Origin of the sequence: Variovorax sp. V116 (assembly GCF_041154435.1) — a bacterium.
In the GTDB taxonomy this organism is placed as follows: Bacteria; Pseudomonadota; Gammaproteobacteria; order Burkholderiales; family Burkholderiaceae_C; genus Variovorax; species Variovorax paradoxus.
This window is the reverse complement of the sequence record NZ_AP028661.1, coordinates 5,171,231-5,191,825: the sequence shown is the minus strand read 5'-3', so window position 1 is coordinate 5,191,825 and position 20,595 is coordinate 5,171,231. Positions and strand designations below refer to the sequence as shown.

At 70.6% G+C, this 20,595-nt stretch carries 19 protein-coding genes; 12 read left to right on the top strand and 7 right to left on the bottom strand.

What is annotated here, in order from left to right; translation table 11 throughout:
- The first annotated feature begins 12 nt into the window (after positions 1-12).
- Positions 13-594 carry a potassium-transporting ATPase subunit KdpC gene (gene kdpC / locus ACAM58_RS24850; RefSeq protein WP_018905136.1) on the top strand — a complete coding sequence of 194 codons (582 nt, stop codon included), beginning with the start codon at positions 13-15 and terminating at the stop codon, positions 592-594.
- A 36-nt stretch (positions 595-630) separates the two neighbouring features.
- Here kdpC and ACAM58_RS24845 read toward each other — a convergent pair whose 3' ends face one another.
- Positions 631-2,004 carry an MFS transporter gene (locus ACAM58_RS24845; protein WP_369663713.1) on the bottom strand — a complete coding sequence of 458 codons (1,374 nt, stop codon included), beginning with the start codon at positions 2,002-2,004 and terminating at the stop codon, positions 631-633.
- Between the two features lie 129 nt (positions 2,005-2,133).
- Between ACAM58_RS24845 and ACAM58_RS24840 the strand changes: the two genes are divergently transcribed.
- Together ACAM58_RS24840 and kdpE are read left to right on the top strand one after the other, a co-directional pair.
- Positions 2,134-4,896: a DUF4118 domain-containing protein gene (locus tag ACAM58_RS24840; RefSeq protein WP_369663712.1), complete on the top strand. Its 2,763-nt coding sequence runs from the start codon at positions 2,134-2,136 to the stop codon at positions 4,894-4,896.
- Positions 4,897-4,900: 4 nt separating this feature from the next.
- The gene (gene kdpE / locus ACAM58_RS24835) at positions 4,901-5,593 is read left to right on the top strand and encodes a two-component system response regulator KdpE (protein WP_307593358.1); all 693 of its coding nucleotides are present in this window, start codon (positions 4,901-4,903) and stop codon (positions 5,591-5,593) included.
- 145 nt (positions 5,594-5,738) lie between these two features.
- Here the strand turns inward: kdpE and ACAM58_RS24830 are convergent, their stop codons facing one another.
- The 4 genes from ACAM58_RS24830 to ACAM58_RS24815 form a co-directional block, all read right to left on the bottom strand.
- Positions 5,739-6,869 carry a zinc-binding dehydrogenase gene (locus ACAM58_RS24830; RefSeq protein WP_369663711.1) on the bottom strand — a complete coding sequence of 377 codons (1,131 nt, stop codon included), beginning with the start codon at positions 6,867-6,869 and terminating at the stop codon, positions 5,739-5,741.
- Positions 6,870-6,969: 100 nt separating this feature from the next.
- Entirely contained in the window at positions 6,970-7,548 is a 579-nt protein-coding gene (locus tag ACAM58_RS24825) for a dual specificity protein phosphatase family protein (RefSeq protein WP_018905131.1), read from the bottom strand.
- Positions 7,545-8,036 carry a hypothetical protein gene (locus ACAM58_RS24820; protein ID WP_018905130.1) on the bottom strand — a complete coding sequence of 164 codons (492 nt, stop codon included), beginning with the start codon at positions 8,034-8,036 and terminating at the stop codon, positions 7,545-7,547. The genes ACAM58_RS24825 and ACAM58_RS24820 overlap by 4 nt, the downstream gene beginning before the upstream one ends.
- Positions 8,033-9,172 (bottom strand): glycosyltransferase, encoded by a 1,140-nt coding sequence (locus tag ACAM58_RS24815; protein WP_369663710.1) that lies wholly within the window; start codon positions 9,170-9,172, stop codon positions 8,033-8,035. The genes ACAM58_RS24820 and ACAM58_RS24815 overlap by 4 nt, the downstream gene beginning before the upstream one ends.
- Before the next feature lie 146 nt (positions 9,173-9,318).
- On the opposite strand from ACAM58_RS24815, the gene ACAM58_RS24810 reads away from it, so the two are divergent.
- The 5 genes from ACAM58_RS24810 (at position 9,319) to ACAM58_RS24790 (ending at position 13,930) form a co-directional block, all read left to right on the top strand.
- Positions 9,319-10,140: a pseudouridine synthase gene (locus ACAM58_RS24810; RefSeq protein ID WP_015867735.1), complete on the top strand. Its 822-nt coding sequence runs from the start codon at positions 9,319-9,321 to the stop codon at positions 10,138-10,140.
- A gap of 10 nt (positions 10,141-10,150) precedes the next feature.
- Positions 10,151-11,272 (top strand): winged helix DNA-binding domain-containing protein, encoded by a 1,122-nt coding sequence (locus tag ACAM58_RS24805; protein WP_369663709.1) that lies wholly within the window; start codon positions 10,151-10,153, stop codon positions 11,270-11,272.
- Positions 11,273-11,358: 86 nt separating this feature from the next.
- Positions 11,359-12,015: a response regulator transcription factor gene (locus ACAM58_RS24800; RefSeq protein WP_018905127.1), complete on the top strand. Its 657-nt coding sequence runs from the start codon at positions 11,359-11,361 to the stop codon at positions 12,013-12,015.
- Between the two features lie 61 nt (positions 12,016-12,076).
- Positions 12,077-13,480, top strand: a complete 1,404-nt coding sequence (locus ACAM58_RS24795) for a sensor histidine kinase (RefSeq protein WP_369663708.1) — start codon at positions 12,077-12,079, stop codon at positions 13,478-13,480.
- A 111-nt stretch (positions 13,481-13,591) separates the two neighbouring features.
- On the top strand, positions 13,592-13,930 hold the full coding sequence (locus ACAM58_RS24790) for a hypothetical protein (RefSeq protein WP_015867731.1): 339 nt from the start codon (positions 13,592-13,594) through the stop codon (positions 13,928-13,930).
- A gap of 3 nt (positions 13,931-13,933) precedes the next feature.
- Here the strand turns inward: ACAM58_RS24790 and aqpZ are convergent, their stop codons facing one another.
- Entirely contained in the window at positions 13,934-14,650 is a 717-nt protein-coding gene (gene aqpZ, locus ACAM58_RS24785) for an aquaporin Z (protein ID WP_307593349.1), read from the bottom strand.
- Positions 14,651-14,824: 174 nt separating this feature from the next.
- Positions 14,825-15,835, bottom strand: coding sequence for an NAD(P)-dependent alcohol dehydrogenase (locus tag ACAM58_RS24780; protein ID WP_015867729.1), 1,011 nt, complete (start codon positions 15,833-15,835; stop codon positions 14,825-14,827).
- Between the two features lie 99 nt (positions 15,836-15,934).
- On the opposite strand from ACAM58_RS24780, the gene ACAM58_RS24775 reads away from it, so the two are divergent.
- The 4 genes from ACAM58_RS24775 to ACAM58_RS24760 all read left to right on the top strand — a co-directional run bounded on the left by ACAM58_RS24775 (position 15,935) and on the right by ACAM58_RS24760 (position 20,582).
- Complete coding sequence (locus ACAM58_RS24775; RefSeq protein ID WP_307593346.1) at positions 15,935-16,852, top strand: LysR family transcriptional regulator; 918 nt, start codon at positions 15,935-15,937, stop codon at positions 16,850-16,852.
- 57 nt (positions 16,853-16,909) lie between these two features.
- Entirely contained in the window at positions 16,910-17,953 is a 1,044-nt protein-coding gene (locus tag ACAM58_RS24770) for an ABC transporter substrate-binding protein (protein ID WP_307593344.1), read from the top strand.
- Between the two features lie 110 nt (positions 17,954-18,063).
- Positions 18,064-20,100 carry a molecular chaperone HtpG gene (htpG, locus tag ACAM58_RS24765; protein ID WP_307593342.1) on the top strand — a complete coding sequence of 679 codons (2,037 nt, stop codon included), beginning with the start codon at positions 18,064-18,066 and terminating at the stop codon, positions 20,098-20,100.
- Positions 20,097-20,582: a hypothetical protein gene (locus tag ACAM58_RS24760; protein ID WP_028254072.1), complete on the top strand. Its 486-nt coding sequence runs from the start codon at positions 20,097-20,099 to the stop codon at positions 20,580-20,582. Before htpG ends, ACAM58_RS24760 begins: the two co-directional genes overlap by 4 nt.
- Positions 20,583-20,595 lie beyond the last annotated feature (13 nt).

Sequence of the window (20,595 nt, the reverse complement as noted above, 5' to 3'; positions counted from 1 at the left end):
GAGTTCTTCACCATGAACAACGTCATTCGTCCCGCGCTCGTGCTCTTTGCGCTGCTGAGCGCGCTCACCGGCCTGGCCTATCCGCTGGCCGTCACCGGCGCCGCCAAGGCGCTGTTCCCGGCGCAGGCGGCCGGCAGCCTGGTCGTGCAGGGCGGCACCACCGTGGGCTCCAGCCTCATCGGCCAGAACTTCGGCGATCCGAAGCACTTCTGGGGCCGGCCCTCGGCCACCGCGCCGCAGCCCTACAACGCGAGCGCTTCGGGCGGCTCGAACCTCGGGCCGCTCAACCCGGCGCTGGCCGATGCGGTCAAGCAGCGCATCGAGGCGCTGCGCGCCGCCGACCCGGGCAATGCCGCGGCCGTGCCGGTGGACCTGGTCACGGCCTCGGCCAGCGGGCTCGACCCCGACATCAGCCCCGCCGCCGCCCACTACCAGGCGCAGCGCGTGGCACGCGTGCGCGGCCTGCCGCTGGAGCAGGTGAATGCGCTGGTCGCCAGCCACACGCAGGCGCCGCTCTGGGGCTGGCTGGGCGAGCCGCGCGTCAATGTGCTGGCGCTGAATATCGCGCTCGATGCTTCGGCAGCGGCGCGCTGAGGAGACGGAGTCATGGCCGCCGAGCCCCGCCGCGGTTCAACGCGGGCGAGCCGTGCGCCAGGCGAAGGCCGCGCAGCCGATCTGCATCGCCGCGCCGCAGAACATCGCCAGGCGCAACCCGCCGGGGCCGCCGTGCGCCGCGGCGTACACCGCGCCGAGCACCGCCACGCCGAGCGTCGCCCCCGCGATGCGCGCAACGTTGATGAGCGAAGCGGCCGTGCCCGAGCGCGCCGCATCCACGGCGCCGACGGCTTCGCCCATCAGCGGCCCGGTCGCCAGGCCCATGCCCAGCCCGGTGAGCATCAGCCCGAGCTCGGCCGGCACGATGGAGGCGCGCTGCGCGCCCAGGCCGATCAGCAGCAGCCCGCAGCCGATCACCGCCACCCCGCCGCAGGTCAGGGCGCGCGGCCCGAGCCACCTGGCCAGCCGGCCGCTGAACGGAGAGACCGCCACGAACACCAGCGACATCGGAATCAGCGCGAGGCCGGCGTGCGCGGCATCGAGCATGCCGGTGCCCTGCCAGGTCAGCGGCAGCAGGAACAGCGCGCCGTACATGCCGAAGGTCATGCCGATGGTGGCGGCCATCGCGCCGCGGAACGCCGGCACGCCGAAGATGTCGAGCGGCACCAGCGCGGCGGCGCCCTTGCCGCGCTCGATGCGCACGAACAGCACGAAGGCGGCCGCGGCCGCCACCCACGCGGCGGCGGCGAGCCGCGGTGCATCGTGCGACTGGATGGCCGCAAAGGCCAGCCCGCCGAGCGCCAGGGCGCCGAAGGCCTGGGCCATGGCGTCGAAGCTGCGGTCTTCGGGGTCCGACGACTCGGCAATGGACGGCAGCGCCAGCACCGGCGCGGCAAGGCCCAGCGGAATCACCGCAAGAAAGATGCTGCGCCAGCCGAAGTGGCGGATCAGCACGCCGCCCAGCGGTGCGCCGATGGCCATCGCGAGCCCGTTGCATGCCGCCCAGATCCCGAGCGCCCGGCCGCGCTCCGCGCTGTCCTGCCAGGTCACGCGGATGATCGCGAGCGATGCGGGCATCAGCAGCGCCGCACCCAGGCCCGCGAGCGCCCGCCCGGCGATCAGCAGCCAGACCGAAGTCGCCATGGCGCACAGCAGGGATGCGCCCGTGAAGACCGCCGCGCCCACCATGAAGATGCGGCGCCGGCCGTAGAGGTCGGCCAGCAGGCCCCCGGTGAGCAGCAGCACCGCATAGACCAGGTTGTAGCTGTCGAGCACCCACTGCAGCGCGATGACGCTCGCCGAGAAATATTCGCCGATGGGGCGTGTGCCGAGGTTGACCACCGCCATGTCGATCTGTGCGACCAGCACGGCAAGGCACAGCGTGATGAGCGCCAGGCCCTGGCGCTTGCCGGCGGCGCGTGCCGGGCTGAAGAGAGAGGCCATGTTCATGGGGCGCAGCTTCCGGGTTGCAACGTGGTTCATTCTGGGGACGCCGCAGATTCGATGCTTCGCCCCCGGGCGAATCGTTCGGTGCGCGGCTGGCATGCGTGTCGGACGATGCGCTAACCTGCGTGGCCGATGAGCGACATTCCCCGCCCCGATCCCGACGCATTGCTCGCGCAATTGCGCAGCGACGAGGCGCGTGCGCTGCGCGGCAAGCTGCGCATCTACTTTGGCGCGAGCGCCGGCGTGGGCAAGACCTGGGCCATGCTGAGCGCTGCGCAGCGCGAGCGTGCCGCGGGGCGCGACGTGCTCATCGGCGTGGCCGAAACCCATGGCCGCAGCGAAACCGCGGCATTGCTTGCGGGGCTCGAGCTGCTGCCGCTGCGCGAGGTGGACCACCGCGGCCGCAGGCTGGCCGAATTCGATCTGGATGCCGCCCTCGCGCGCAAGCCCGCCGTCCTGCTGGTCGACGAACTGGCCCACACCAATGCGCCCGGCTCGCGCCATGCCAAGCGCTGGCAGGACGTGCAGGAACTGCTGGCCGCGGGCATCGAGGTGTGGTCTGCGCTCAACGTGCAGCATCTGGAAAGCCTCAACGGCACGGTCGGCGCCATCACCGGCGTGCGGGTGCACGAGACCGTGCCCGACACCGTGCTCGACGAAGCCGACGAGGTGGTGCTGGTCGACGTCACGCCCGACGAACTCGCGGCGCGGCTTGCGGCCGGCAAGGTCTACCTTCCGCAGCAGGCCGAGCGCGCTGCGCAGAATTTCTTCCGCAAGGGCAACCTGATCGCGCTGCGCGAGATTGCGCTGCGCCGCACCGCCGAGCATGTGGAAGACGACGTGCGCGGCTGGCGCGTCGAGCAGTCGGGCGCGGCCGGCCGCAACGCAAAGGACGGGCAGGGCGGCGAACTGCAGGCCTGGAACACCTCGGGCGCGATCCTCGCGTGCGTCGGGCCGCACGAGGGCGACGCGCAGACGGTGCGCACCGCGGCGCGGCTCGCGGGCCAGCTCAACGTGCGCTGGCATGCCGCGTACGTCGAGACGCCGCGGCTGCAGCGGCTCGCCGCCGAGGAGCGCGACCGCATCCTCGCGGTGCTCAAGCTGGCCGAGGAACTGGGCGCAGCCACCGCGGTGCTCACCGGTTCCGACGTGGCCGAGCAACTGGCCGACGAGGCGCGGCGGCTCAACTGCGCCACGCTGGTGCTGGGGCGGCCGGAGCCGGCCACCGGCTGGCGCCGCTGGTGGCCCGCCACGCCGATGCCGCTGCCGCGCGCGCTGGCCCGGCGCGCGCCCGCGCTCGACATCATGGAGGTCGGCCGCGCCGACAGTTCGCGCCGCCTGGCGCGTGCGCCCATCGCCGCCACGCGCGCCGACGACGACGGCCACGAGAAGGCACCCGTCCACTGGCCGGGCTACGCCTGGGCCACGGCCGCGAGCGTCGCGCTCACGCTGCTGTGCACGCCGCTGGCCCATGTGCTGGAGCTGTCCAACATCGTGATGCTGTTCATGCTGGGCGTGGTCGGCGTGGCCATGCGCTTCGGCCGCGGACCCTCGGCGCTCGCGGCGCTGCTCAACGTGGCGGCGTTCGACTATTTCTTCGTGCCGCCGCGCCTGTCGTTCGCGGTGAGCGACGTGCAGTACGTGCTGACCTTCGCGATCATGCTCGGCGTGGGCCTGCTCGTGGGACAGCTGATGGCGGGGCTGCGCTTTGCGGCCGGCGTGTCGACCAGCCGCGAGCGGCGTGCGCGCTCGCTGTTCGAGCTCACGCGCGAACTCTCGGCCGCGCTCGAAAGCACGCAGGTGGTGGCGCTGGGCGCCGCCGCGGTGCAGGGGCACTTCGGCGGCCAGGCGCTGGTGCTGGTCACCGACGCGGCCGACCAGCTCGTGCTGCCCAAGAGCCCGCCCGAGGGCTTCGATGCGCAGGTGGCCGACTGGGCCTTCCGCCACGGCCAGCCCGCGGGCCTGGCCACCGCCACGCTGGCGGCGCAGCCCTGGCATTACGTGCCGCTGCAGGCGCCGATGCGCGTGCGCGGCGTGCTTGCGCTGTCGCCGGCGCAGCCGCGCTGGCTGCTGATACCCGAGCAGGCGCAGCAGCTCGACACGCTGGCCCGGCAGATCGCGATTGCGCTGGAGCGCGTGCACTATGTGGAGGTGGCGCAGCAGGCGGTGGTCGAGATGGAATCGGAGCGCCTGCGCAACGCGCTGCTCGGCGCCATCTCGCACGACGTGCGCACGCCGCTCACCGCTTTGATCGCGCTCGCCGAATCGCTGCAGACGCTGCCGCCCGAAGCGCATGCCGAGGCGGCGCGCGCCATCGTCGCGCAGGCGCACGAGCTGCACGCGCTGGTCAACAACCTGCTCGACATGGCGCGGCTCGAAAGCGGCCTTGCGGGCGGTGCGGTGAACCTGCGGCGCGACTGGCAGTCGGTGGAAGAGGTGGTCGGCTCGGCCATCCGCGCGGCGCGCACCGCGCTCGGCACTACCGTGGTGCAGACCGCGCTCGAGCCCGGGCTTCCGCTGGTCGAGTTCGATGCCGTGCTGATCGAGCGCGTGCTGGTCAACCTGATCGAGAACGCCACCAAGTACGGCGCGCCGCCCATCGTGGTCGGCGCGCGGGCCGAGCCCGGCATGCTGAGGCTCACGGTGCGCGACCACGGCCCGGGCCTGCCCGCCGCCCTCCTGGGCCGCGAGCAGAAGCTGTTCGACAAGTTCACGCGCGGCCAAACCGAATCGGCCACGCCGGGCGTGGGCCTGGGCCTGGCGATCTGCCGCGCCGTGGTGAGCGCGCACGGCGGCGAGATTGCCGCGGCCAATGCGCAGGGCGGCGGTGCAGAATTCACGGTCACCCTGCCGCGCCGGGAGCCACCGGAAACTGCCGAAGAAGCCCAACCCTGAACCCATGCCATCGCCCACCGCCATCGTGATCGAGGACGAGCCGCAGATCCGGCGCTTCGTGCGCGGCGCGCTCGAGGCCGAGGGCTGGCTGGTGCACGAGGCCGGCACGCTGCGCGACGGCCTGGCGGCGGCCGGCACGCGCCAGCCCGACCTGCTGGTGCTCGACCTCGGCCTGCCCGATGGCGATGGCGTGTCGCTGATCCGCGATGTGCGCGGCTGGTCGGCCGTGCCGATCATCGTGCTGTCCGCGCGCAGCGACGAGGCCGACAAGATCGCCGCGCTCGATGCCGGCGCCGACGACTACCTGACCAAGCCCTTCGGCACCGGCGAACTGCTCGCGCGCGTGCGCGCCAACCTGCGCCGGCCACGCGCGGCGGGCGGCGACGAAGCGGCAGAAGCGGTGTTCCGCTTCGGCGAGGTCGAGCTGGACCGCGCCGCGCGCATCGTGCGCCGGGCCGGCGCCGAAGTGCATCTGACGCCGACCGAGTACCGGTTGCTGTCAGTGCTCGTCGCCAACGCCGGCCGCGTGCTCACGCAGCGCCAGCTGCTGCGCGAGGTGTGGGGGCCGTCGCACACGGACCAGAGCCACTATCTGCGCATCTACATGGGGCATCTGCGGCAGAAGCTGGAAGCGGATCCGGCGCAGCCGCGGCATTTGTTGACGGAGACTGCGGTGGGGTATCGGCTGGTGGTTTAGCTGGCGGGGGCCGCGCTTTGTTGGGGGCACAGAGCCCTCACCCTAGCCCTCTCCCGGAGGGAGAGGGGACAAGACCGAATGCGCGACGTCAGGCTGTGTTGCTCCCTCTCCCTCCGGGAGAGGGCTAGGGTGAGGGCAACGGCACTTACGCCGCCACATCCTTGTTCGGATTCAACAAGAACTTCTCCCCCGTCGCCTGCTTCCCATACACCCCGATCGCATCGAGCTGCAGCGCCTCGAGCAACGAAACCTCCCGCGTGTAGTGGCTCGCAAACGTGGTCTTCAACTCGGCCACCACGCGCGCCTTCAAGCGCTGCACGCCTTCATCCCCGAGCTTCTGCAAGAACGGAAACAGCAGCCACCCGCCCATGCCCCATGCCATGCCGAAGTTGCGCACGAACTCCGTCGGCGAGCGGTCCAAGCCGCCATAGATGTAGACCTGCTTGTGCGTGGTCGAGCCGTAGCGGCTGTATTCCTTGGCGGTGCGGTTGAGTGCCGCTTCCATGCAGCCGAGGATCTGGCCCGCGAGCTTGCCGCCGCCCGTGGCGTCGAAGGCCAGCGTGGCGCCGGTCTCGACCAGCGCCTGCGTCAGGTCTTCGAGGAAGGTGGGCGAGCTCGTGCTGCACACGTACTTTGCTCCGATGCCGCGCAGCAGCGCCTCCTGCTCGGGCTTGCGCACGATGTTGACCAGCGCGATGCCGTCCTTCTGGCAGATCTTGTTGAGCATCTGGCCCAGGTTGGATGCCGCGGCCGTGTGCACCAGCGCCTTGTGGCCTTCGCGCCGCATCGTCTCGACCATGCCGAGCGAAGTGAGCGGGTTCACGAAGCACGATGCGCCTTCGGCCGGCGCCGTGCCCGCGGGCAGCTCCAGGCACTGGGCCGCGGCCACCGCGCGGTACTGCGAATACATCGCGCCGCCGATCGCGGCCACCGTCTTGCCCAGCAGCGCCTGTGCCGCGGGCGACGAACCGGCCTTGACCACCACGCCGGCGCCTTCGTTGCCGACCGGCATCGATTGGTCCAGCCGCCCGGCCATCGCCGGCATGGCGCGCTCGGGCACGGTGGCCGTCACGATCGGCCGTTCGGGCGTGCCGGAAACCTTGGCGGTGCCCATGTCGGCCGCGCCGAACAGCAGGCCCAGGTCCGACGGATTCATCGGCGAGGCCTCGATGCGGATCACGACTTCGTGCGCCTGGGGTTCGGGAATCGGCTCGTCGTGCAGCGAGAGTTCGAGTTCGCCGTTCGCGCGGACGAGGGAGCGCAGTTGCAGTGCCATGGATGAGCCCCTTGTGCCTCGTGGAAGAGGCAGGTTCGAAGGTGGCCCAGGGCCACGGGGCGGCCAGTATAGGAGCGGTGCGCGAAAGCTGCAGACGCCTTCAGGACACGGCAGGAACCGCCGGTGCATGGGCCAGCGCATGGCCCATCTTCTGTGCATCGAAGCGCTCGATGTAGCGCGGGATGTTGCGCCACAGCGTGTGGTAGCCATAGCCGCCGCGGAACATCTCCTGGCGCGCGCTTTCCTTGTCCCAGCCCTGCACCGCCATGCGGTAGGCCGCCGCGACCACGCCGGTGCGGTCGGCGCCGTGCATGCAGTGGATCAGCACCGGCCCCTGCTTCTCGGCCTCGCGAATGGCCACCAGCGCGCGCAGCACCTTGGCGTCGTCGATCGACCAGGTGTTGATCGGCACGCGCACCAGGCGGATGCCGCTGCCCGCGAACACCTTCCGGTCGTCGTTGAAGGAGCGCAGGCTCACGATGGTGCGGATGCCCAGCGCCTTCAGCGCCGCCACGTTGGCAATGCGCGGCTGCGCGCTGCGGTACAGCGTGGGCGTGATGCGGTGCAGGTTCTCGACCCCGAGCGTGTCGAGCGGATCGGCCCAGTGCCCGGGGCGCGGCGCGGCGTGCGCCGCGGCGGCGTCGCTGCCGTGCCTGCGCTTGTGCTTCCTTGCGCTCATTTCGCGCGCCGCCAGTGCCGCGCCACCAGGATCAGCAGGGCCACTGCCAGCCCGCCCCAGTAGTCGACCGGCGCGCCCCAGATCCAGTGCTTGTGCCAGAAGGCATCCACCGCATTGAAGCGGGCCCAGCCGAAGGCCGGGTTGATGATGAACCAGAGAAAGTCTTCGCAGACCCAGAACACGATCAGGCCCGCCACGGCCAGCCCTGTGTCGCGCCAGGTCCAGCGTCCGTTGAAGGCCAGCGGCGCAAAGAAGACCAGCACCATGAAGGTGAAGACCCAGGCGTGATAGCCCGTCATCGCGCGCCCGCCCCAGAAGATGTCGAGCCAGATGCTGTTCTCGATGCGCCAGGTAGGCAGCGAGGTGGCCCAGCCGGCGCCGCCTTCGATCTGGATCTCGGCGTTGGCAAAGAAGAACGCCATCACCACCACCCACGCGAGGTAGCCGAGCGTGCGGGCCACGCCCGTCTTCTCCACGGCGCCCGTCATGCGGCTTCGCCCAGCACGTGCCGCAGCACCGCGGCCGCCGCGCGCGGCTTGCCGAGCGCGCGGCTGCGCTGGGCCATGGATGCGAGCTTGGCGGGGTCGGCCATGAGGCGCGCCACCTTGTAGTCGAGGCCGATGGCGTCGTAGGCGAGCCAGCCCGCGCCTTCTTCCATCAGGAAGCCGGCGTTGTGTTCTTCCTGCCCTGGAATCGGCGAGATCAGCAGCATCGGCTTGCCGAGCGCGAGGCACTCCGACACCGTGAGCCCGCCCGGCTTGGTCACGACCAGGTCGGCCGCGGCCATGAGCTTGTGCATCTCGTTGGTGAAGCCGATGGCCACCACGCGCCCCGGATGGCGGGCGGCCAGGGCCTGCAGCTTGCCGTGGGCCTCGGCGTTGCGGCCGGCCACGGCAATCACCTGCAGGCCGCTGTCGCCGCCAAGCGAGAGCACGCGCTCGACCATGCTCGCCAGGTCGCCGACGCCCGCGCCGCCCGAGGCCATCAGCAGCACGGGCCGCGCGGGATCGAGGCCGAGCGCCGCGGCGCAGGCATGGCGCGCGAGCGCCGGCGCATCGGGTTCGGAAAAAGCCGGCATCACCGGAATGCCCGTCACGTGGATGCGCTCTTCGGGAATGCCGCGCGCGCGCAGCCTGAAGGCCACCTCCTCCGTCGCGGCCAGGTAGCCCGCCATGCCCGGCACCAGCCACATGTTGTGCAGGTCGTAGTCGGTGATCTGCAGCCACACCGGGTAGTCGATGCGGCCGCGGTTGCGCTCGCGCATCAGCAGCTCGGCGGGCAGGAAGTGGGTGCAGATCACGGCGTCGGGCTTTTCGCGGCGGATCTCGCGCACGAGGGCGCCGGTGCTCAGCCGTTCGATGCCGCGGCGCAGGCGCTGCGAAGGCGCATGGTGCGGCGTGGCATCGGTGCGCTGGTGCAGGTAGGACCACAGCTCGGGCGCGCGGTTCACGAGCTGGATGTACCAGTCGGTGTAGACCTTGCGGAAACCGCCGGCCACATGGGCCATGGCGTCGATGTGGACCGCCGTGTGCGGCGGGGTCGATTGCACCGCGGCTTCGAGGGCTTGTGCTGCGCGCACGTGGCCGTTGCCGGCGCTCACGCTGAGGATCAGTATTTTGGTCATGCGGGTGGAGGCCGCCGGCGGGCCATTGGCGCGCATTATCCCCATGCATTGCGACACATCCCGCGGGCGGCCGCCATCGGCGAAAATGCGGCTGCGCACCGCTCCACCGGGCGTGACCTGCCTGCCCCCAACCGACCGCGCCCCGCATGACCGACGCCCCCGCCCCGATCCGCCTCAACAAACGCATGGCCGAGCTCGGCCTCTGCTCGCGCCGCGAGGCCGACGAATGGATCGCCAACGGCTGGGTGAAGGTGAACGGCAAGCCGGCCGAAATGGGCGTGAAGGTCACGCCCTCCGACCGCATCGAGGTCGACAAGGCCGCCAAGGGCCAGCAGGCGAACCAGGTCACCATCCTCATCAACAAGCCCATCGGCTACGTGAGCGGCCAGGCCGAAGACGGCCATGAGCCCGCGGTGACGCTCTTCACGCCGCAGAACCGCTGGGCCGAGGACAACGCGCGCTTCTTCTTCAGCCCGCAGCAGCTGCGCGGCCTGGCGCCATGCGGGCGGCTCGACATCGATTCGATCGGCCTGCTGGTGATGACGCAGGACGGGCGCATCGCGCGCCAGCTGATCGGCGAGGACTCGGTGATGGAGAAGGAGTACCTGGTGCGCGTGGCCTACCACGGCCTGGGCCAGCCCGCGCCCACCGGGCAGCTGGTGCGCATGGACGACGACGACCCCGTCACCACCAATGTGCAGGCGGTCTTTCCGCCCGCGATGCTCGCCAGGCTGCGCCACGGCCTGAGCCTCGACGGCCAGCCGCTCAAGCCGGCGCGGGTCGAATGGCAGAACCCCGAGCAATTGCGCTTCGTGCTCACCGAGGGCAAGAAGCGCCAGATCCGCCGCATGTGCGAGCTGGTCGGCCTGAAGGTGGTGGGCCTGAAGCGCGTGCGCATCGGCAAGGTGATGCTCGGCAACCTGCCTGTGGGGCAGTGGCGCTACCTCGGCCCGCACGAGAAGTTCTGAGCCGCCGCCGATGGCCGTGGTGCTGAGCCAGCGCGCATTGAACCGGGCCACGCTGGCGCGGCAGATGCTGCTGGAGCGGCGCAAGGCGGCTCCCGCACAGGCCATCGAAAAGCTCGCGGGCCTGCAGGCGCAGGCGCCCAACCCACCCTACATCGGCCTGTGGAGCCGGCTCGAAGGCTTTCGCCGCGAGCAGCTGACCGAAGCCCTGAAGCAGCGCCGCGTCGTGCGCATGTCGGCGATGCGCGCGACCCTGCACCTGGTGGCTGCATCGGATGCACTGGCCTGGCGGCCGCTGCTCGAGCCCGTGCATCAGCGCGGATTGAAGGGCAGCAGCCACGCGCGGGCGCTCGAAGGCATCGATCGCGCGGCGGTGGTGGAGGCGGGCCTCGCGCTGCTGCGCGAAAGCCCGCTCACCAGCGCCGAACTCGGCCAGGCCCTGGCGGCGCGCTTTGAAGACCGCGAGCCCGCCTCGCTCGCCGCACTCATCCGCAACAGCGTGCCGCTGGTGCACCTGCCGCCCGCGGGCAGCTGGAACGCGCACCAGAGCGCACGGCTGCAGCCCATCGCGCAGTGGCTCGGCGAACCCGCCGCCGACATCGCGCCGGCCACGCAGGACGCGCTGCTGCTGCGCTACCTCGCGGCCTTCGGCCCCGCCACGCTGGCCGATGCGGGCGCATGGTCGGGCCTCACGGGCTGGAAGGCCGTGGCCGAGCGCCTGCGGCCGCAGCTGCGCAGCTTCGTCGGCGAGCAGCGACAGGAGCTGTTCGACCTGCCGCGCGCGCCGCGCCCCGACCCGGGCACACCCGCGCCGCCGCGCCTGGTCGCCGAATGGGACAACCTGCTGCTCTCGCACGCCGACCGCAGCCGCGTGATGAGCGAGGCGCACCGCGCGCGCGTGTTCACCGCCAACGGCATCGTGCGCGGCACGGTGCTGCTCGATGGTTTCGTCGCGGGCGTCTGGAAGGTCGAGCGCGCGGCGAACAACAACGCGGCCGCGGTGGTGCTGGAGCCCTTCACGCGCTGGCCGAAGGCCGGCCGGCTCGGCGTGGAGGAGGAGGCCCTGCGCCTGCTGGCCTTTGCGGCGGATGGCGAGGGCGGGCGGCACGAGGTCCGCGTGCTAAGCCCCGCCTAAGACTCCGCTCCTACGCTGCGCCACGGCGCAGGGCACTACCGGTCATCCCGACCGCGTGCTACCTTGCCGCCCAAGGAGTCGACGCGATGCGAGTGCTGCTGGTGGAAGACGACGAGATGATCGGGCGCAGCCTGAAGCAGGCGCTCGAGGGCGCGGGCTGGTCGGCCGACTGGGTGCGCGACGGCGAACTCGCGCAAAGCGCGCTCGGCGACGGCGGCTACACCTGCGTGCTGCTCGACCTGGGCCTGCCGCGGCAGGACGGCACCGAGGTGCTGCGCCGCGCGCGCGAACGCGGCGACGCCACGCCGGTGCTGGTGCTCACCGCGCGCGACGGCCTGGACGACCGCATCCACAGCCTCGACCTGGGTGCCGACGACTATCTGCTCAAGCCCTTCGAATTCCGCGAGCTGCTCGCGCGCATGCGGGCCGTGGTGCGCCGTCGCGACGGCGCCGCGCATTCGCTGATCGGCGGCAGCACCATGCAGCTGGACCTCACCACGCGCGAGGTGCTGGTCGATGGCGTGCGCGAGGCGCTCACCGCACGCGAGTTCGCGCTGCTGCACGCCCTGCTCGAGCGGCCCGGCGCCATCCTCTCGCGCGAGCAGCTCGAGAACCGCATCTACGGCTGGGGCGAGGAAGTGACCAGCAACGCCATCGACGTGCTGATCCACGGCATGCGCCGCAAGCTCGGCGCGGAATCGATCCGCAACGTGCGCGGGCTCGGCTGGCGCGTGGCGGCATGAGCGCGGCGCCGGGCCGCCCCAAGCAAGCTCGCACCGCAGTGCGAAGCACGGAGGTATTCAGATGACCTCGGCGCCGGGCCGCTGGTGGCGCCCGCGCTCGCTGCGCACGCAGCTCCTGGTCTGGCTCGTCACGCTGCACCTGGTGGCGGCCGCGCTCACGGCGTGGTTCACCTTCGTGGCCTATGGCGACCTGGTGCACAACGCGCTGGACGAGCAGATGCGGCTGGTGGCCGATTCCTATGCGGGCAGCGATCCGCCGCGCACGCCGCGCCCGCTCGACGGCAACGCCGCCCTCGTGCGCGGCGCCTTCGTGGTGCAGATCTGGAGCGCCGACGGCCGCACGCTGCGCGCAAGCTCGTGGCCGCCGCTGGCGGTGGTGCCGCTGCAGCCGCAGCCGGGCTTCGGCGATGCGAGCGCCGATGCGCCCGCGCCCTCACGCTGGCGCGTGTTCACGGCCGAGGCCGGGCCGCGCGCCGACCAGCCGCGCGTGCAGGTGCTGCAGAACGAGGACTACCGCCGGCGCCGCGCCCTGCGCCGTGCGCTGCTCGAAGGCCTGCCGATCGCGCTGCTGCTGCCGCTGGCCTTGCTGATCCTGTGGCTCATCGTGTCGGCGGCTTCGCGCTCGCTGCGCGCGGTGGCGCGCGACGTGGCCTCGCAGGACGAGCGCCGCCCCACCGAGCTGTCGCTGGCGCGCGTGCCGGACGAGATCGCGCCGCTGGTGCAGGCCTTCAACCAGCTGCTGTCGCGCATGCGCAGTGCCTTCGCCACGCAGCGCCGCTTCGTGCAGGACGCGGCCCACGAGCTGCGCACGCCGATGGCCGCGATCGGCCTGCAGATCGAGAACCTGCGCGCGCACGTGCCCGCGGGCGAAGCCACCGAGCGCTTCAACCAGCTGGAAGCCGGCGTCACGCGCGCGCAGCACCTCATCGAGCAGCTGCTGAGCCTCTCGCGGCAGGACGCGCCGGGGCGTCCCATGCCGGGCGAGCCGGTCGACATCGAAACCCTGCTGCGCGAGAGCGTGAGCCAGCTGATGGTGCTGGCCGACGCGCGGCGCGTGGACATCGGCTTCGAGGGCTCGATCGCGCCCGTGGTGCAGGCGCCGGCCGCCGAGCTGCGCAGCGTGTTCGACAACCTGATCGACAACGCGCTGCGCTATGCGCCCGAAGGCGGCGTGGTCGATGTGCGGCTGCACGAGGTCGACGGCCATGCGGTGGTCGATGTGCTCGACAACGGCCCGGGCATTCCGGCCTCGGCCATCGGCCGCGTGTTCGACCGCTTCTTTCGCGTGCCGGGTGCGCCGGTGGGCGGCAGCGGCCTCGGGCTGGCGATTGCGCGCACCGCGGCCGAGCGGCACGGCCTGCGCATCGAGCTGCGCAACCGCGATGAAGCAGAAGAGGGCGGCAGTCCGGGGCTGCTGGCACGGGTGCACCTGCCTGCGGCATCAATGCCGCTCACGCCGGGCTAATTTCCTGCTCACGCCCCGCTCAGCCGGGCTGCCTAGAGTGCATGCAGGCCCTGCCACGCGCAGTTCGCGCGCTGGCACGCGGCCGGAGACAAACCCTCAGGAGCACACACCATGCGCACTTCCTTCAAGCTTCTTGCCCTTGGCTCCTTCGCTGCTTTTGCGGCGCTCGGTGCCGTGAATGCATCGGCCGAAACGACCGATGGCTCCGACTACCACCCGCTGCAGATGAACTCGCCCGAGAACCCCGAGGTGCAGGCCGGCGCGATGGCCGCCGCGCGGCCCAGCGGCACCGAGTCCATCGGCCAGTCGACCAGCGCACCGGCCATGAACTCGACGACACCGGTGTCCGACGTGCAGGCCGGCGCCTATGCGGCCTCGCATGCGACGGGCACCGAATCGATCGGGCAGTCGACCGCGCTGCCGCTCGTGCAGTCGGCCAACGGCAGCTGACGATCAGTCAGTCGTTGCGTCGCTGTTCGCGAGCAGTGCGCGGTAGATCAGCGCGCCGATGATCGCGCCCGCGATGGGCGCAACCCAGAACAGCCACAGCTCCGACACCGCGTAGGACGGGCCGAACAGCGCCGGGCCCGTGCTGCGCGCGGGGTTCACCGAGGTGTTGGTGACCGGAATGGAGATCAGGTGGATCAGCGTGAGGCACAGGCCGATGGCCAGGCCCGCGAAGCCGCCGGCCGCGCGCTTGGCGGTGGCGCCGAGGATCACGATCAGGAACACCGCGGTCATCACCACCTCGCACACCAGCGCGGCGGTCATGCCGTACTTGCCGGGCGAGTGCTCGCCGAAGCCGTTGGTGGCAAAGCCGCCGATGTCGGCGCCGGGCTTGCCGGTGGCAATCAGGTAGAGCACGCCGGCCGCGGCAATTGCACCCAGCACCTGCGACACGATGTAGCCCGCGAGCTGCGAGGCCTTGAAGCGCCCCGCGGCCGCGAGGCCGATCGACACCGCGGGATTGAAGTGGCCGCCCGAGATGGGGCCGAGCGCATAGGCGCCGGTCAGCACCGTGAGGCCGAACGCCAGCGCGACACCCAGGAAGCCGATGCCCAGGTTGTTGGGAAAGGCCGCCGCCAGCACCGCGCTTCCGCAGCCGCCCAGCGTGAGCCAGAAAGTACCAATGAACTCGGCCGACCACTTTTTGTAGGTGCTATGTTCCATCTGCTCCATCCCTCCAGAAGTTGAAAAAATTGCGTGGCCCAGGGCCATGCGCGGGCGGATTCTAGGAACGTAAACAGCATGCGTCACGCATGTTGTTGCACCTGGCGGAACCTGTTCACAGTTGAGCGGTCTTTTGTTTCTGACACGCGTTGCGCAAACCGCTAAACGGCGTGGTCAGGGCACGACGACGATCTTGCCGAAGGCGCCGCGCGCGAGGTGGTCGAGCGCATCGGGCACGTCGTCGAAGGCGTAGCGCGCCGCGATCACGGGCTCGAGCGCATTGGCGTCGACGGCGCGCACCAGGTCTTCGAGCGCGCGCCGATGGCCCACGCCAATGCCCTGCACCGTGACGCGGCCGAGCACCATCGCGTAGAACGATGCGCTGAGCGTCTCGCCGCCGAGCATGCCGATGATCGACACGCGCCCGCCCTGCGCCACCGCCTGCAGCGAACGGTCGAGGTTCGGCCCGCTCGCGAGTTCGAGCACGTGGTCGGCGCCGCGCCCTTGCGTGAGGCGGCGCACTTCGGCCGGCCAGTCGCCCTCGCGCATCAGCACCTCGCTGGCGCCCAGCGCCAGCGTCTGCGCGCGCTTCTCCTCGCTGCCCGTGACCACGATGGCGCGCGCGCCATGCAGCCGCGCGAGCTGCACGCCGAACAGCGCCACGCCGCCGGTGCCGTGGACCAGCACGGTCTGGCCGGGCCGCAGCGCGCCGGTCTCGGCCAGCGCGAACCAGGCCGTGAGGCCGGCGCACGGCAGCGTGCTGGCCTGCGCGAAATCGAGCGTGGCCGGCGCGGCCACGGCCCAGGCGGCGTCGATCAGCACGTGCGAGGCCAGCATGCCCGGGCCGGGGCCGCCCATCGGCACGGCCTCGGCCGGCCAGTGGCTGTCGATCCAGCCGCCCCAGAAGGTGTTGACCACGCGGTCGCCCACGGCCAGGCGCTGCACGCCCGGTCCGGTCGCCACCACCGTGCCGGCCATGTCCGAGCCGGGCGTGAAGGGCAGGTCGAACGTCATGCCCATGCCGTCGCGGATCATCAGCAGGTCGCGGTAGTTGAGCGACACCGCGCCCACCTCGACGAGGACCTGGCCCGGACCGGGCGTGGGCAGCGGCAGCGCCACCTGTTCGAGCTGCTCGCGGCCGAAGGAAGAAAGTTGCCAGCGCCTGAGCGTTCTGCTTGCCTGCATGAAAAAAGCCTCCATGAAAAAAGAAGCTTTCATGCTATTGGCGAGTTGATCTATCCAGTGGCGGATAATTTTCAACTTCATGGCGCCTGAAAGTATCCAATGAGTCCACGCCTGCAAGGCATCGAAGAGTTCGTGGCCGCGGTGGAGGCCGGCAGCTTTGCGCGCGCGGCCGAGCGGCTGCACGTCACGCGCTCGGCGGTGGCCAAGAGCATCGGGCGGCTCGAAGCGCGGCTGGGCACGCGGCTCTTCCTGCGCACCACGCGCAGCCAGAGCCTCACCGAAGAAGGCCACGGCTACTACGAGCGCTGCCGGCGCGTGCTGGCCGAGCTCGACGCCGCCGAGGCCATGGCCGATGCCGCGCGCAGCACCGCGGCCGGGCTGGTGCGCCTGAGCATGCCGGCCATGCTGGGGCGGCTGAAGGTCGGGCCGCTGCTGCTCGCGCTGGCGCGCCGGCATCCGGGGCTGTCGCTGGAGCTTTCCTTCAACGACCGGCGCGTGGACCTCGTCGAAGACGGGCTGGACCTGGCCATCCGCAGCGGCGAGCTGGCCGACAGCGCCGAGCTGGTGGCGCGGCCGGTCGGCGTGCAATGGATGGCGCTGTGCGCCGCGCCCGCCTACCTGGCCGAGCGCGGGCGCCCGGGCAGCGTGGCCGAACTGGGTGCATCGCCGTCGCACGAGGCCGTGTTCTATGCGCGCGACGGGCAGGTCTCGCCCTGGCGCTTCCACGACGGGGAAGGCCGGCTGGTGGAAGTGGTGCTGCCCTCGCGGCTGCGCTGCGATAGCGCCGAGGTGCTGCTCGAAGCCGCCATCGGCGGCATGGGGCTGGCGCGCCTGCCGGCCTGGCTCGCGGCCGATGCGCTGGCGGCCGGCACGCTGGTGCGCGTGTTCGAGGAGCCGCGGCCCTTCGGATTCGCGCTCAACGTGATCCGCTCGCGCAGCCGCTACCTGCCGCACAAGACACGCGTGGTGGTCGACTGGCTGGCCGAGCACCTGCCGCCGCTGCTGGCGGCCCGCTGAGCGGCTTTGCCCGCTATCCTCGGGTCGCCTTTCATCCACTCATCCACCGGAGAACGCATGCGCCCCTTTGTCCAGAGGAATGCCGCGGCCCTTGCCGCCTGCGCGGGCGCCATGGCCTTGCTTTTTTCCACGGGCGCGGCGGCCGAGGGCACGGTGAATGCCCTGTGCAGCACCGACGCGGGCTGGTGCGAAGCCGCGGCCGCCGCCTTCACGCGCGAGACCGGCATCCGGGTGCAGCAGGCGCACAAGGGCACCGGCGAGATCGGCGCCCAGCTGCGCGCCGAGGCCGCCAATCCCAAGACCGACATCTGGTGGGGCGGCACCGGCGACCCGTTCCTGCAGGCGGCCGAGCAAGGCCTGCTCGAAGCCTACCGGCCGGCCTACATCAACGACCTGCACGACTGGTCGGTGCGCCAGTACGCCATGTCGCAGAACATGGTGGGCGGCTTCTACACCAGCGCCATCGGCTTCGGCTTCAACACCGAGCTGCTCAGGCGCAAGAAGCTGCACGAGCCCAAGTGCTGGGCCGACCTCGCCAAGCCCGAATACCGGGGCGAGATCGAGATCTCGCATCCGGCCTCCAGCGGCACGGCCTACACCATCATCGCGGGCCTGGTGCAGCAGATGGGCGAGGACGCGGCCTTCGACTATCTGAAGAAGCTGCACCGCAACGTCACCAGCTACACCCGCAGCGGCCAGGCGCAGGCGCCCAACGTGGCCAAGGGCGAGGTGGCAGTGGGCGTGAGCTTCATCTTCGGCTTCGAGCGCTGGCGGTACGACAGATTCCCGGTCAAGACGGCCGCGCCCTGCGAGGGCACGAGCTACGAGGTCGGCGGCATCGCGCTGGTCAAGGGCGCGCGCAACAAGGAGAATGCGAAGCGCTACTACGACTGGCTCATGAGCCCGGCCGGCCAGGCGATCGGCGGGCAGGTCGGCAGCCTGCAGTCGCCCGCCAACAAGACCTTCAAGCCCGATCCGCGCATTCCGCCCATGAGCGAGGTCAAGCTCATCAAGTACGACTTCGAGAAATACGGCAGGGCCGCCGAGCGCAAGCGGCTGATCGACCGCTGGACCCGCGAGGTGGAATCGCAGGCCCGGTAGGCCTATTGTTTTTCGGGGCGAAAGCCCCAACTCGCAGAGTTGGCGAGTCGAGCGTGCGGTCAAGGCCGCCCGGCTTAGAATTTTTTGGCTTCGATATTTCTTCTCTTCCCATGGCTGATTCTTCCAATACGAAACTCCCGTTCCAGGCTGAAGTCGCGCAGCTGCTGCACCTTGTCACGCATGCGCTCTACTCGAACAAGGAAATCTTCCTGCGCGAGCTGATCTCGAACGCATCGGACGCCTGCGACAAGCTGCGCTTCGAGGCGCTCGACCACCCCGAGCTGTATGAAGACCAGACCGAGCTGGACGTGCGGCTTTCCTTCGACAAGGCCGCGCGCACCATCACCATCACCGACAAGGGCATTGGCCTGTCGCGCCAGGAGGCCATCGAGAACCTCGGCACCATCGCCAAAAGTGGTACCAAGGACTTCGTGAGCAAGCTCAGCGGGGACCAGAAGGCCGATGCACAGCTGATCGGCCAGTTTGGCGTGGGCTTCTATTCGGGCTTCATCGTGGCCGACAAGATCACGGTCGAATCGCGCCGCGCGGGCCTGCCGCCCGAGCAGGGCGTGCGCTGGACGAGCGGCGGCGCGGGCGACTTCGAGGTGGCCGACATCACGCGCCCCGAGCGCGGCACCCGCATCACGCTGCACCTGCGCGACGACGCCGACGAATACCTCAACGCCTGGAAGCTCAAGCAGATCGTCGGCAAATATTCCGACCACATCTCGCTGCCCATCCTCATGGAAAAGGAGGAATGGAAGGAAGGCGAGAACGACCAGCCCGGCGACATGGTCAAGACCGGCGAATGGGAAACGGTCAACAAGGCCAGCGCGCTCTGGAGCCGCCCCAAGAAGGACATCACGCCCGAGCAGTACGAAGAGTTCTACAAGACCATCAGCCACGACTACGAGGCGCCGCTCGCCTGGAGCCACAACCGCGTGGAGGGCAGCACCGAGTACACGCAGCTGCTCTACATCCCCGCCAAGGCGCCGTTCGACCTATGGAACCGCGAGAAGAGCGCGGGCGTCAAGCTCTATGTGAAGCGCGTCTTCATCATGGACGACGCCGAGGCGCTGCTGCCCAGCTACCTGCGCTTCGTGAAGGGCGTGATCGATTCGTCCGACCTGCCGCTCAACGTGAGCCGCGAGCTGCTGCAGGAAAGCCGCGACGTCAAGGCCATCCGCGAAGGCAGCACCAAGCGCGTGCTCGGCATGCTCGAGGACCTGGCCAGGAAGCAGAAGACCGGGCCGGAAAGCGGCGAAGGCAAGATCGACGTGGGTTCGGGCGAATCGGTGCCGGCCCCCGAGCCGACCGAGGCCGTGACCGATGTGGTCGACAAGAACGCGCCGACGGCTGCCGAAACAGCGGCCTCCGCCGCCGACGAATCGGGCAAGTACGCCAAGTTCTATGCCGAGTTCGGCGCCGTGCTCAAGGAAGGCCTGGGCGAGGACTTCGGCAACCGCGACCGCATCGCCAAGCTGCTGCGCTTCGCCTCCACCACGAGCGACACCGTGAGCGTGAGCTTTGCCGACTACAAGGCGCGCATGAAGGAAGGCCAGGACGCGATCTACTACATCACGGCCGACACGCTCGCCGCCGCCAGGAACAGCCCCCAGCTCGAGGTCTTCAAGAAGAAGGGCATCGAGGTGTTGCTCATGACCGACCGCGTCGACGAGTGGGCGCTCAACTACCTCACCGAGTTCGACGGCACGCCGCTGCAGAGCGTGGCCAAGGGCGCGGTCGACCTGGGCAAGCTGCAGGACGAGGCCGAGAAAAAAGCCGCCGAGGAAGCCGCCGAATCCTTCAAGCCGCTGCTCGAGAAGCTCAAGGAAGCGCTCAAGGACAAGGCCGAGGACGTGCGCGTGACCACGCGCCTGGTCGATTCGCCGGCCTGCCTGGTGGTGCAGGACGGCGGCATGAGCACGCAGCTCGCGCGCATGCTCAAGCAGGCCGGCCAGCCCGCGCCCGACCTCAAGCCCGTGCTCGAAGTGAACGCCGAGCACGCGCTCGTGAAGAAGCTCGACGGCTCCGAGCATTTCGATGATCTTGCGAACATTCTTTTTGACCAGGCGCTGCTGGCCGAAGGCGGCCTGCCGGCCGATCCCGCGGCCTACGTGAGGCGCGTCAACGCGCTGCTGGTGTGAAGGCCCGGCCGCGCACCGCCCGTGCAGCAGCCGCCCTTGCGGCGGCGCTCCTGCTGGCCATGGTGAGCGGCTGTTCGCACTATCACATCGGCATTCCGCTGGTGCCCGGGCTTTCGCTCGGCCTGGGTGCCACCAAGGACGGCAATTTCTCCGTCGGCCTGAACACCGGCTGGGGCCCGCTCGGCGCGGGCGTGGCGGTCAACAACACCGGCGTGGTGGCCGGCACGGCTGGCGTGGGAGTGGGCGTTGGCGTCGGGCCGGTCGGCACCGGCGTGGGCGTGGGCAAGAGCGTGGTGCTGCACGATCCCAATGCGGGCAAGGCCGGGTACGCGCCGGCGGGCGGCGCCGCGCCGGTCACGACGGCGGCTGCAGTCTCCGCGCCGCAGCCTTCCGCGGTGCGCGTCTCCTACCGCCCGCCCGCGAATGCCGCCGACGCTGCGGCCGGCAGCCCCGGCACGCCGGGCAATCCCGTCGCGCCCTGACCGCCGCAGCCCG